The 12295-nt window shown below is 63.8% G+C and carries 10 protein-coding genes; 8 read left to right on the forward strand and 2 right to left on the reverse strand.

Annotated elements, in window-relative coordinates; translation table 11 throughout:
* Positions 1–102: 102 nt before the first annotated feature.
* The 4 genes from FFY45_RS01750 (at position 103) to FFY45_RS01765 (ending at position 4024) form a co-directional block, all read left to right on the forward strand.
* Positions 103–666: an adenylate kinase gene (locus FFY45_RS01750; RefSeq protein ID WP_006451255.1), complete on the forward strand. Its 564-nt coding sequence runs from the start codon at positions 103–105 to the stop codon at positions 664–666.
* A gap of 361 nt (positions 667–1027) precedes the next feature.
* Positions 1028–2395, forward strand: coding sequence for a UDP-N-acetylmuramate:L-alanyl-gamma-D-glutamyl-meso-diaminopimelate ligase (gene mpl, locus FFY45_RS01755; protein ID WP_176339127.1), 1368 nt, complete (start codon positions 1028–1030; stop codon positions 2393–2395).
* The gene (locus tag FFY45_RS01760; protein ID WP_176339129.1) at positions 2395–2991 is read left to right on the forward strand and encodes an LON peptidase substrate-binding domain-containing protein; all 597 of its coding nucleotides are present in this window, start codon (positions 2395–2397) and stop codon (positions 2989–2991) included. Before mpl ends, FFY45_RS01760 begins: the two co-directional genes overlap by 1 nt.
* Before the next feature lie 148 nt (positions 2992–3139).
* Complete coding sequence (locus tag FFY45_RS01765; protein ID WP_176339131.1) at positions 3140–4024, forward strand: bestrophin family protein; 885 nt, start codon at positions 3140–3142, stop codon at positions 4022–4024.
* Positions 4025–4776: 752 nt separating this feature from the next.
* Here the strand turns inward: FFY45_RS01765 and FFY45_RS01770 are convergent.
* Positions 4777–6864: a bifunctional DedA family/phosphatase PAP2 family protein gene (locus tag FFY45_RS01770; protein ID WP_176339132.1), complete on the reverse strand. Its 2088-nt coding sequence runs from the start codon at positions 6862–6864 to the stop codon at positions 4777–4779.
* Positions 6865–7026: 162 nt separating this feature from the next.
* On the opposite strand from FFY45_RS01770, the gene FFY45_RS01775 reads away from it, so the two are divergent.
* From FFY45_RS01775 to FFY45_RS01790, 4 genes are all read left to right on the forward strand, one after another.
* Positions 7027–7686, forward strand: coding sequence for a serine/threonine-protein kinase (locus FFY45_RS01775; protein ID WP_176339133.1), 660 nt, complete (start codon positions 7027–7029; stop codon positions 7684–7686).
* Between the two features lie 128 nt (positions 7687–7814).
* Positions 7815–8630, forward strand: a complete 816-nt coding sequence (locus tag FFY45_RS01780; RefSeq protein ID WP_176339134.1) for an SDR family oxidoreductase — start codon at positions 7815–7817, stop codon at positions 8628–8630.
* A gap of 220 nt (positions 8631–8850) precedes the next feature.
* A complete protein-coding gene (locus FFY45_RS01785) occupies positions 8851–9831 on the forward strand; it encodes a DUF3829 domain-containing protein (RefSeq protein ID WP_176339135.1) in 981 nt (326 codons plus the stop codon).
* Positions 9832–9940: 109 nt separating this feature from the next.
* On the forward strand, positions 9941–10882 hold the full coding sequence (locus FFY45_RS01790) for a YiiG family protein (protein ID WP_255171842.1): 942 nt from the start codon (positions 9941–9943) through the stop codon (positions 10880–10882).
* A 524-nt stretch (positions 10883–11406) separates the two neighbouring features.
* Here the strand turns inward: FFY45_RS01790 and FFY45_RS01795 are convergent.
* Positions 11407–12279 carry an ion transporter gene (locus tag FFY45_RS01795; protein WP_176339137.1) on the reverse strand — a complete coding sequence of 291 codons (873 nt, stop codon included), beginning with the start codon at positions 12277–12279 and terminating at the stop codon, positions 11407–11409.
* Between the last annotated feature and the right edge of the window lie 16 nt (positions 12280–12295).

Below are 12295 nucleotides of genomic sequence, written 5' to 3' on the forward strand. Positions count from 1 at the left end.
CCGGATGCGGTAAGCTGCACGACCATACGGTCAGCGCTGGCGAAGACCTGAGTCTAACGCCGCCAACCGCAACGCGTTTTTATTCGAAAGTGGAGTCCACTGATGCGATTGGTTCTGTTGGGACCGCCCGGTTCGGGCAAGGGCACCCAGGCGACACGGCTCAAAGACACGTTTGAGATCCCGCATATTTCCACCGGCGATCTGCTACGTGCCGAAGTGGCCGCTGGTTCACCGCTTGGCCTGAAGGCCAAGGAAGTGATGGCACGCGGCGATCTGGTGTCCGACGAAATTCTGCTCGGCATGCTGGAGGCGCGGCTCGGTCAGGCCGATGTCGCCAAGGGGTTCATCCTCGACGGCTATCCGCGCAACGTGGCGCAGGCCAATGCGCTGGACGAATTGCTCGGCAAGATCGGTCAGCCGTTGGATGCAGTGGTGCAGTTGGATGTCGCCAGCGAGTTGCTGGTCGAGCGCATCGCTGGTCGTGCCAAGGCCGAGGGCCGCGAAGACGACAACCCCGAGTCGGTACGCAAGCGCCTGCAGGTCTATACCGATTCCACCGCACCGGTGATCGGCTTCTACGAGCAGCGCGGCAAGCTGGCGCGCGTGGATGGCGTGGGTTCGCTGGACGAAGTGCTCGAGCGCATCAGCAAGGCGCTGGGCCGCTGAGTCGGCTGGGGCCGGGCGCGACGCCTGGCCCACGCACCTGGTTGACAAGGCCGCGCGCCATCAGGCTGCGCGGCTTTTTCGCATGTGCGATGCCGCAAAAAGAAAAACCCTGGTCGTACTAGACGGCCGGGGCGGAATAACGCCAGTGATGGGCTTGCTCAGAGCCCCGACAGCATGAGCCCCCTGGGGATTTTGGCCACTTGGGGAGTAGGACCAAAAGGGTGCTGCGACTGGCGTTCAGCATAGTGAGATATGTGACGAGGTTCGCATATCGGGAAATTCCCGACAGTACGGTAGGGGTTTCCTGACAGCGCCGTTGGCGATGGATCGGAATGTCCCGCAACTCCGGCGATCGGCGACAATGTGCGGCATGACCAAACTCCACATCCTCGGCATCGCCGGGACCTTCATGGGCGGTGTCGCCGCCCTCGCGCGCGAGCTGGGCTGGCCGGTAGAGGGCAGCGACCAAGCCATCTATCCGCCGATGTCCACGCAGCTGGAAACGCTCGGCATCGCGCTGGCGCAGGGCTACGCGCCGTCCAATATTTCGGCCGAGACCACCGATGTGGTCATCGGCAATGCCTTGTCGCGCGGCAACCCCGCCGTGGAAGCGGTGCTGGACGCGGGGCGTCGCTACACCTCCGGTGCGCAGTGGCTGGCCGAGCAGGTGCTGCCGGGCCGCGACACGCTGGCGGTTGCCGGTACCCATGGCAAGACGACCACCACCACCATTTTGAGCTTTTTGCTTGAGGCGGCCGGGCGTGCGCCGGGCTTTTTGATCGGCGGGGTGGCCGAAGACTTCGGCGTGTCGGCGCGGTTGGGGCAGGGGCGCGAATTCGTGGTGGAAGCCGACGAGTACGACACTGCGTTCTTCGACAAGCGCAGCAAGTTCGTGCACTACCGGCCGCTGGTGGCGATCCTCAACAACCTGGAATACGACCACGCCGACATCTTTCCGGACGTGGCGGCGATCCAGCGCCAGTTTCATCATCTGGTACGCACGGTACCGGCGCGCGGGCGCCTGATCGTCAATGGCGAAGATGCTCGCCTAGCCGAGGTGCTGGCGATGGGCTGCTGGACGCCGGTGGAGCGCTTCGGTTTCGATGCGGCGCTGGAGTGGAGCGCACGCTTGATCGCGGCCGATGGCAGTGCGTTTGCAGTGTTGCATCGCGGTGTGGAGATCGGCCAGGTGCACTGGCCGCTGGTCGGTCGGCATAACGTACTCAACGGGTTGGCGGCGCTGGCCGCCGTGCATGCAGTGGGCGTGGATCCGGCAACGGTGATGCCGGCGCTGGCGCGCTTTCAAAGCGTCAAACGGCGACTGGAAGTGCTGGGACAGGCACGCGACATCACTGTGTACGACGATTTTGCGCATCACCCCACCGCGATTGCGACCACGCTGCAGGGCTTGCGTGCGAAGGTCGGCGCGGCACGCGTGCTGGTGGCGATTGAGCCGCGCAGCAATTCGATGCGGCTGGGCGCGCATGCGCAGGCGTTGGCGCCATCGTTACAAGATGCCGATGCGGTGGTGTTCCTGCATCGGCCCGAATTGGCCTGGGATGCGACGCCGATCATTGCGCAGGTGCGCGGTGAGGCACATGTGGCGCACGACGTGGATGCATTGCTGCAGACGCTGGGCGAGATTGCGCAGCCCGGCGACCATGTGGTGTTCATGTCCAATGGCGGCTTCGACGGTGCGCCGCGTCGCTTTCTGGCGCAGCTGTCCTGATGAACGAAATGACCACCACTGCCGACAGCGGCGCACTGCCGCTGTTTCCGCTGCACAACGTGCTGTTGCCGGGCGCTGCGATGGGCTTGCGCGTGTTCGAGCGGCGCTATCTGGATCTGGTGCGCGAGTGCGGCCGCACCGGCACCAGTTTCGGGGTGTGTCTGATACTGGATGGTGCAGAAGTCGGCGTACCGGCGACACCGGCGGCGTTCGGCACCGAAGTGCGTATCGAGGATTTCGACGTTGGTGCCGACGGTGTGCTGGTACTGCGTTTGCGCGGGACGCGGCGCTTCCATGTGCGGCGTTCGCGCATCCGCGACAACGGGCTTGTCGTGGGCGAGGTAAGTTGGTGCGAGCCTGACAGCGATGACGAGTTGCGCCCCGAGCACAGCCTGCTGGCCACCGTGCTCGAGCGCATGCTCGAACAGGTGGGTGGCGAATTCGCATCGGCCGGACCTGGCCTGCTGGATCAAGCGGCTTGGGTGGGTTGGCGGTTGGCCGAGTTGCTGCCGCTGACCGAGCAACAACGCCTGTCGTTGTTGCAGCAGGACGATCCGCATCGGCGCCTGGATCAGTTGCTGGTGTGGATGCCGTAACGCGGTGATGCTGTGGCGCGGGTGAGACCCATCACCGCGCTTGCACCGCTGCAGCGGCACACTCGCCACGCTTGAGTGCGCTGACGATGGCATCCATGCACTGGATGCGCGCAACGGCGTCACTCGTTATCGATCCATGGAGTGTGCCTTGATCATCGATGTCAAACCGCGTGTATCCGATGTGTTCGACCAGGTCTGGCGGACCCTGGCGGTGCTGTTCGTCTGGGATGTGTTAATCACGATCATCTACTACGTGCTGCCGTTCCGCGCGCCGGCGTTGCCGTTGACCATCTTCGGTTCGGCATTGGCGTTGTTTCTGGGGTTTCGTGCCAATTCGACCTACCAACGCTGGTGGGAAGGGCGCGTGCTGTGGGGCCAGATGATCAATGCATCGCGCAACCTGGTACGTCTGAGCATCAGCGTGTTGTCTGCGCCGGAAGCCGCGGCGCTGGGGCGCACGATCGCGTTGCGCCAGGTCGCGTACGTGCATGCGCTGCGCTGTCAGCTACGTCGTTTGCCAGTGGATGCGGTGCTGGAATCGCGGCTGGATGCCGATGAGGTGGCCTCGGTGATCACGCGCACCAATGTCGCCAATGGGCTACTCGATAACACCGGGCGCAGCGTGGAGCAGGCGCGTCGCGATGGCTGGATCGACAGCATCCAGCAGGCCAGTGTCGAGCGCATTCTGGTGGACATCGCCAACGCACAAGGCGGTATGGAACGGCTGAAAAATACGCCGCTGCCGTATCAATATCGCTTCTATCCGAACCTGTTTACGCGGCTGTTCTGCGTGTTGCTGCCGATCGGCCTGGTGGAGACACTGCAATACGCCACACCGGTGGGTTCGACCGTTGCGGGCTTGATGTTTTTGGCAGTGCTCAAGATCGGCGACGAGTTGGTCGATCCCTTCGCCAACACCATCCACGATCTGCCGCTGGACAGCATGTGCCGCACGGTGGAAATCGATGCGTTACAGGCAATTGGCGAGCAGGCGCCGGAGCCGATGCAGCCGGTGGATGGTGTGTTGTGGTGAGTGCATCGCGTCCTTGACCAATGCGGCCTGTGCACATCCACGGCGCTAAACACCCGGAATCTTGTTTATCTTGAAGTGATTGGACAGGGTGGATAGATCACTTGCGGAGCGGCTGATCTGCGGTTTGGCTGCCGGGCCCTTGCCCGCCCACCCTCGCGGGACACGCCGCAAGTACGTCCGTGTAGGCTCTTACGCGGCATATGCCGCGTAAGGTCCCGCGACGGTGAGCGGGCAAGGACCAGTCGAGATGGTCGGTGTGCATGGTTTTAAGCAAAGCAGACTGCGAGTCGATTGGAGAGCGGCTGATCTGCGGTTTGGCTGCCGGGCCCTTGCCCGCCCACCCTCGCGGGACACGCCGCAAGTACGTCCGTGTAGGCTCTTACGCGGCATCCTTGCCGCGTAAGGTCCCGCGACGGTGGGCGGGCAAGGACCAATCAAGATGGTCGGTGTGCATGGTTTTGAACAAAGCAACCGATTAACTCTCTGGTGCGGTGTCCTCGCCGCTTGCGGGACCGTGTGGCGGCATGGATGCCGCCACCGAGCCTACATGGACGTACTTGCGGCGTGTCCCGCGAGCGGTGAGGGCACCGCGCACTCGACCAATCAGGCTGTTGACCTAAACATTCGACTGCGTCCAAGTGACGCGAACGTGTTGCCGCCATCGATACAGCGTTCAAGACGTTTTATTAGCAGCTCTTATCTACAGGACTGCGCGTTTGCCGGCCGCTCGCCGCCGCTGATCAATCGATCGATCAACGACGCTGTTGTAACGGATCCGATGCAGTCGAATCGGACCCAGTGGTTTCCGTCTGCGGTGCGGCGTTGTCTTTGTCCTCTCGCCGCACCGCATTTCCGGAAGTGCTGTCGATCAAGATCACTGGTACCTGCGAGCGCCGACGCTGTTCGACGCGATGCGGCAATGGGCCGAGTGCTTCACGCAAAGCGCTCAGCGCCGGGTCCACGCCACGCAGCGGATACCACAGCCCGATCAGGCTGAAATGGCGGCTGTAGCGCAGCGTCTGGGTGCTGCCCACCCACAGTGGTTGCGCGTCTGGTTGCAGGCGAGCCGCTGCCGGCCACAGGCGCAGCACATGCACATGGCCGGGTGCGGCATGACGCACCATCAGCAGGGCTTCGACCTGTGTATCCAGGGTGGCCGGCAGGATCGGCACCTCGTCCGGGCGGCCGCTGACGTCGAGCAGATGCAGCGCTTGCTCCCAACCGGCCTGCGGTTGCACCCGCCAGCCGCGCGCTTCGAGTTGGCGCTGCAGCGGTGCGAGCGGGCCGGCCAGTTGCACGTCCAGCGGCCAGCGCTGGTCGTCGTCGAATTCGTTGCGGCGTGCCGGCAGCAGGCGCCACTGGCCGTCCCACCAGTCGCTGGTGGGCAACTCCATCAGCAACGGCGGCGGCGGTTCGAACTTGGCCAGCTTGGTTTCCAGATTGCGCGGCGCGAAGATGATCGCGCAGGTCAGGAACACGCCGTAGAACATCCACGACACCGGCTTGACCCAGAACGCGCGCGTGGCGCGGCGTCGGTAAGCGATGCCCAGCACCAGCAGCCAGAAAATGCCGAACAACATGCCGCCGACCACGTCGCTCAGCCAGTGCGCGCCCAGGTACAACCGTGCGAAGCCAATGAGCGAGACGATTGCGCCGCTGACCAGATACGGCCACACCCGCCGCCGGCCGGGCAGCTCGCGCGCGATCAGCAATGCGAAGAAGCCGAAGCCAATCGTGGCCATGGTGACGGCCACCGACGGGAACCCGAATCCGCTGCTGGCCGCAGGCGGGCGCACCACCTGCACGGTGGCGCCCAGCAACTGGGTCAACGCCAGGCCAAAGGCCAGCGCGATCACCCAATGCGCCACCGCCATCCAGCGTCGGCGCCAGGCCAGGTAGCCCATTGCTGCGGCGATCGCCGGCAGCAGCACCTGCCAGTCGCCCAGCGAGGCCAGCGCCACCATCGGGTAGTCGGCCAACGGGTTGCGCAGCGCCAGCATCAGATCGTGCACGGCCAGGTCCACGCGCAGCGGCTCGCCATGCGCCAGCACCACCATCAGCAGCACGAACCAGCCCCAGCCCAGCAACAGCAGCATCAACGCCATCATCGCCAGCGGCACCGACTCGCGACGGCGCGGGTCGAACACGCCCACCGACCAGTTGCCCAGCACCGGATGCCGATGCGACCACTCCAGCAGCCGCGCAAGCAGCGCATCCAGATGGCCGGCCGACCAGCGATACGAGTACAGCACCACCGCCCAGGCCAGCCCGATCACCGCGACCAATAGCGTAACCACGACGAACAAACGCCCGGCCACCGCCGCCACCGCATCGTAGGCAGTGCCCAGCACCCAGCCCGGCACCAAAAATAGCAGCGCCCACGAGATGCAGGCCAGGCCGCTGGCAAACAGATAGCGCTTGAACGGCATGTGCGACATGCCGGCGATGGCCGGCACGAACGGCCGCACCGCGCCCACGTAGCGGGCGATCAAAATGCTCTTGAAGGCATTGCGCCGGAACAGCAGCTCGCCGCGTTCCAGCAATTGCGGGTAGCGGCGAAACGGCCAGTAGGTATGCAGCTGGTGACCCCAGCGATGGCCCACCCAAAAGCTCAGCGCGTCGCCGACGAAGGCGCCCAAGGCCGCGCACACCATTGCATACGGGCCGTTGATCTGGCCGAGCCCGATCAGCACGCCGATGGCGAACAGCAACGGCAGCGCCGGCACGATGGCGCCGAGCACGATCACCGCATCGCAAAATGCGATGGCAAAGATCACCACGCCAGCCAGGGTGGGGTGTTGTCCGATCCACTCCAGCGTGGCGTCGATCCATGAATTCATCCCGCGATTATAGGTGGGCATGGCGACGAGGTGACTTGCGCCGTCGTCACATCGGCCTGTCCGCTTCACCTCGGGTTGCGAGCGGACAACGTTGCACGCTTGTGTGACACGCAGGCAACGCGCGCTGTGTGGGGATGCGGACGGCCCGCCTACAATGCGGGGATGAGTGACGATCCCGCCGGCCATCTGCCGCTGAAGTCCGATACCTTCGGGCGCATCCTGTTGATCCGCGAAGGCGATCGCGTGTTCGTGCGGCGCGACCTGAGCGTGGCGCCGTGGTTGTTGCGCGGCGTGGCCTGGTGGTTGGCGCGACGCGAAGCCTTGGCCTTGCGTCAGCTGGATGGATTGCCGCGGACGCCGCGGTTGTTGCGCTGGGATGGACGCCAACTGGATCGCAGCTATCTGGCCGGCGATGCGATGTACCAGCGCCCGCCGCGAGGCGATCTGGCCTACTTCCGCAGCGCGCGCAAGTTGTTGCAGCAGCTGCATCGCTGCGGGGTGGCGCACAACGACCTGGCCAAGGAGGCCAACTGGCTGGTGCAGGATGACGGCAGCCCGGCGGTGATCGATTTCCAGCTCGCGGTGCGCGGCAATCCCCGCGCGCGCTGGATGCGTCTGCTTGCACGCGAGGATCTGCGCCATCTGCTCAAGCACAAGCGCATGTATTGCCCGGCCGCCATCACCCCGGTGGAACGCCGCGTGCTCAAGCGCACCTCCTGGGTGCGCGAGGTGTGGTTCGCCACTGGCAAACCGGTCTATCGCTTCGTGACCCGCCGCGTGTTGCATTGGGAAGACAACGAGGGGCAGGGGCCGAAGCCTTGAAGTGCTGGTAATCGGGAATCGTGAGTAGGGAATCGGTAGGGCGCATCGCGGCAGCTGATCGTGCGTCGGCTGCTGAACGTTCAAGGCGCTAAGCTTTTGCGATTCCCCATTCTCGATTCCCGATTCCCATGACCTTAAACGGCAAAACCCTGTTGATCACCGGTGCCTCGCGCGGGATTGGCCTGGCGATTGCGCTGCGGGCGGCGCGCGATGGAGCCAACGTGGCGATTGCGGCCAAATCGGCGGTGGCCAATCCCAAGTTGCCGGGCACCATCCATAGCGCGGCCGAGGCAGTGACGGCGGCCGGTGGGCAGGCGCTGGCGCTCAAGTGCGATATTCGCGAAGAGGAGCAGGTGCGTGCGGCGGTGGCCGCGACTGTCGAGGCGTTCGGCGGTATCGACATCCTGGTCAATAACGCCAGCGCGATCTGGTTGCGCGGCACGCTGGACACGCCGATGAAGCGCTTCGATCTGATGCAGCAGGTCAATGCGCGGGGCAGTTTTCTGTGCGCGCAAGCGTGCCTGCCACATCTGTTGCAGGCGGCCAATCCGCACATCCTCACCCTGGCGCCGCCACCATCCTTGAACCCGGCGTGGTGGGGCGCGCATACCGGATACACCCTGGCCAAGATGGGGATGAGCCTGGTGACCCTGGGGCTGGCAGCCGAGTTCGGCCCGCAAGGCGTGGCGATCAACGCGCTATGGCCACGCACCGTGATCGCCACCGATGCGATCAACATGATCGATGGCGTGGATGCCGCTGCGTGTCGCCGGCCGGAGATCATGGCCGACGCCGCACATGCAGTGCTCACGCGCGAGGCGGCAGGATTTCATGGCCAGTTCCTGATCGACGACGAGGTACTGGCCCAGGCCGGCATCACCGACCTGAGCGGCTATGCGGTCGACCCGTCGCGTGCGTTGTTGCCGGATCTGTTTCTCGACTGAGGGCGGCGAACATCGCAGCGCGCTTGGCTGGATACGGAGGGCGGCCGGGGAATCGGCGTGCGGGGTACCGCGATTCGAAGGATGGTGGATGTGGCAGACACGCGGTCGCGTTTTGGAGTGTCAGCCAAGGCATGCGCGTCCTGCAGTGAGCACAAAAAGTTCACAGTAGGGTTTGCTATCGTGCGCGGCTGAAAACGTTTCCAACAGGGTTGTACCGCGCGTGTCTCCGAAGTTCCGTGTGCTTGTCCTGGTGGCTTGCGTGTCCGTGCTGGCGACCGCCTGTGGCGGCAAGTCGCAGCAGCCTGTAACCGGTGCCGATACCAAGACGACCGAAAGACAGCTCGATTCCTTTCAAGGCGTCAACGCCAAGCTCGGCGCCTACATCGACTGCTTCAACCGCGTCAACGCGAAAGTGCACGCCGGCGCCAGGTACTACACCGGCTGGATGCAGGACCCGTTCGCCGGCCCAACCGGTCGCGAATCCGGCATGACCGGTCCGTACGACATCGACCACGACGACATGAAGCAGTGCGATGCGCCGGTCAGTGCGGCCGCTGCGGCGAAACCATCGCTGTCCGCATTGGATAAGGCAGCACGCGACTACCGCGCGGCATTGAAGGCGCTGCAGCCGATCAGTCACGCGGTGGCCGATTACTACACGCGGCAGGACTACGAAGACGACCAGTTCGCCAAGGGCAAACAGCTGCATCCGGAGTTGATGGATGCGCTGGCGACCTACGCCGATGCCAGTACCACCTTCAGCGCCGAACTGGACATGCAGAACGACGCGGCGCAACGCGAAAAACTCAAGATGCTGGAGCGGGGCGAGGGCCGCACGCGCGAGTACTACCGGCTGGCGATGATGCTCGACGCCAAGAAGATCGCCGATGCGCTGGAAGAGGATCAGTTCGACGTGCCACGTGTCACCGCGCTGCTGGACGGCTTCAACCGTCTCTCCGATGAGGCGCATGCCAAGGTGGCCGACCAGGAGCCGGGCAGGCTGACCTGGAACAGCTTCGAAACCGCTGCAGAAACCTTCCGCAGACAAGCCAAGGCGCGGGTGAAACGCGTAGTCGAAAAAACGCCCTATAGCAAGCTGGAACAGGGCTGGTTGAATAGCCCCTCGCTGGCGCCCGAAGGCTCGTCGCGCAAGTTGCTCAACACTTACAACGCACTGGTGTCCGAAAGCAATCGTGAGTAAGCACTGCTGTCCTAAGCCATCGTTCGTGTGCCGGGCGATCGGCTGCGCCAGATGTCATTCGGCCGCACGCTGCGGCGCCACCTTCTTCAACCCATCAATGGAACGCAAGATGACCCATCAACTTCGTTATGCGCCGCTCGCCGCGGCGATGGCTTTCGCTGCGCTGCTTGCCGGCTGCCAGAAAAACGCACCCGCCGCCGCGGTGGAAGGCGCCGACAAGATCAACGCCTACATCACCTGCTTCAACGGCGTCGAGCAGCCGATCCATGAGAGCTATCAGCAATATATCGGCTGGATGCAGGACCCCGAGGCTGGTCCGACCGGCAAGGAAAGCGGTATCCATGCGCCGGGCACCGTGCTGTCGCATCACGTGGACGACTGTGGCGCGCCGATGACTGCGGCGTTGGCGCAAACGCCGGCCAACCCCGAGCTCGACCCGGTGGCCAAGACCTATCAAGAACGTTTCACCACGCTCAACGAACGTATCGGTGAAGCGGTGCGCTACTACGACCGCGAGGATTATCTGCGCGACGACGGCAAGGGCATGAAGGCGCTGCACGCGCCGCTGATGCAGGCCTATCAGGCATTCTTCGAAGCCGGCGCAGCCATGAATACCGCGCTTGAACATAATGAAGATACGCGTCGCCAGGCCCAGATCGATGCGATCGAAAAGGAAGAAGGCCGCAGCGCCTCCTGGTATCACCTGAAGATCATCGGCGAAGGCAAGCAACTGGTGCAGGTGCTCGACAACGACGCGCCAGACCTTGCCGCAGCGCAGTCCCAGCTCGCGCGCTACCAAGGCATTCTGGAAGAGGCGCAGAAGGCCAAGATCGGGCAGGGCGATGCGATGTGGGGCCATATGGAACGTTCCGCCGACAAGCTTGCGCGCGAGTCGGGGCGGCTGGTCGAGCGTATCCGCACCAAGACACCATTGAACAAGAGCGAGCAGATGCTGCTGGAAAGCGGCTCGATGCCGCCAGGTGGCACACGCCAGGCAGTGCTGGCCAGCTACAACGATCTGATCGACATGAGTAACCGCATGTCGCATTGATGCTGTGCACGCATCTCTGTCGCGTTGTGGAAGCGCATCGAACAGGTGATTGTACAAGTTCCTAAGGCACCGCTATTTCGAGTAGTAGCTGAATTCAGATGTAGTCAAAAGCTCACTGATCGAGGGCGCGGTGCCCTCACCGCTCGCGGGACACGCCGCAAGTACCTCCATGTAGGCTCGGTGGCGGCATCCATGCCGCCACACGGTCCCGCAATCGGTGAGGACACCGCACCAGAAAGTTGGTCGGTGACTGGATGAAAGCCAGCCTGTTGATCGCGTTGTGTTGGAAAGTTGGCAGGATGCGCCGTTATCAGAAAACGCACGCTATGCATTGCTTGGACCACACACACCGACCATCTCGACGGGTCCTTGCCCGCTCACCGTCGCGGGACCTTACGCGGCACTACACGGACGTACTTGCGGCGTGTCCCGCGCCGGTGGGCGGGCAAGGACCCTGCAGCCAACCTACAGATCAGCCGCTCCACACCTGATCCACCCGCACTGCCCAACCACTCCAAGACACTTTAGCCGTTGGAGAGTTCCGGCAGCGGCTCTGCACATTGCCGGCAATACCGCGCATCCGGCGCATGGCCTTCCAGCCCGCAACGCGGGCAATTGCGGACATCGCGCTTGCCGGCGTGGCCGCCTTCGCGCAGCGTGCTGGCCAGTTCGGCGGTGTAGATACCGGTGGGCACGGCGATGATGCTGTAGCCGATCAGGATCAAGGCCGAAGTGACGAAGCGGCCCAGCGTGGTCTGCGGCACCAAGTCGCCAAAACCCACAGTGGCCATGGTCACGATGGCCCAGTACATGCTGGTCGGGATGCTGGTGAACCCGTGTTGCGGGCCTTCGATGACATACATGGTGGCACCGGCGATCACGGTGATGGTGAGCACGCTGAACAGGAACACCAGCACCTTGCGCCGGCTGCGCCACAGCGCATCCACTAACTGCCCGCTCTCTTCGATATAGCGGGTGAGCTTGAGGATGCGGAACAGGCGCAGGATGCGCAGCACGCGCACGACTAGCAGCGTCTGCGCACCGGGCACGAAGAACGACAAATAGCTGGGCAGGATCGACAATAAATCGATCACCCCCCAGATGCTGAGCGCGTAATGCAGCGGGCGCCGCACCACTGCCAGACGCAACGCGTACTCGACGGTGAACAGCACGGTGAACGCCCATTCCAGCGGCACCAGCCAATGCGCCGAATGCGAGTGGATGCGCGGCACGCTGTCGATCATGATCACCACCACGCTGGTCAGGATCGCCACCACCAGCATCAGATCGAAATTGCGCGATGGGCGGGTGTCGTGCCGGTAGATGATGTCGAACCATTGCCGGCGCCAGCCGTCGTCGGTGGCAGGGGTAAGCTGAGGATCGGAGAAAGGGCGCATGCGCGCATTGTGCCGC

It is taken from the genome of Xanthomonas hortorum (assembly GCF_011305375.1).
Taxonomy (GTDB): Bacteria; Pseudomonadota; Gammaproteobacteria; order Xanthomonadales; family Xanthomonadaceae; genus Xanthomonas; species Xanthomonas hortorum_E.

Bases quoted from the DNA above. Each gene is read 5' to 3' on its own strand.
- FFY45_RS01750 (WP_006451255.1), top strand. From the start codon at position 103: ATGCGATTGGTTCTGTTGGGACCGCCCGGTTCGGGCAAGGGCACCCAG.
- mpl (WP_176339127.1), top strand. From the start codon at position 1,028: ATGTGCGGCATGACCAAACTCCACATCCTCGGCATCGCCGGGACCTTC.
- FFY45_RS01760 (WP_176339129.1), top strand. From the start codon at position 2,395: ATGAACGAAATGACCACCACTGCCGACAGCGGCGCACTGCCGCTGTTT.
- FFY45_RS01770 (WP_176339132.1), bottom strand. From the start codon at position 6,864: ATGAATTCATGGATCGACGCCACGCTGGAGTGGATCGGACAACACCCC.
- FFY45_RS01775 (WP_176339133.1), top strand. From the start codon at position 7,027: ATGAGTGACGATCCCGCCGGCCATCTGCCGCTGAAGTCCGATACCTTC.
- FFY45_RS01780 (WP_176339134.1), top strand. From the start codon at position 7,815: ATGACCTTAAACGGCAAAACCCTGTTGATCACCGGTGCCTCGCGCGGG.
- FFY45_RS01790 (WP_255171842.1), top strand. From the start codon at position 9,941: ATGACCCATCAACTTCGTTATGCGCCGCTCGCCGCGGCGATGGCTTTC.
- FFY45_RS01795 (WP_176339137.1), bottom strand. From the start codon at position 12,279: ATGCGCCCTTTCTCCGATCCTCAGCTTACCCCTGCCACCGACGACGGC.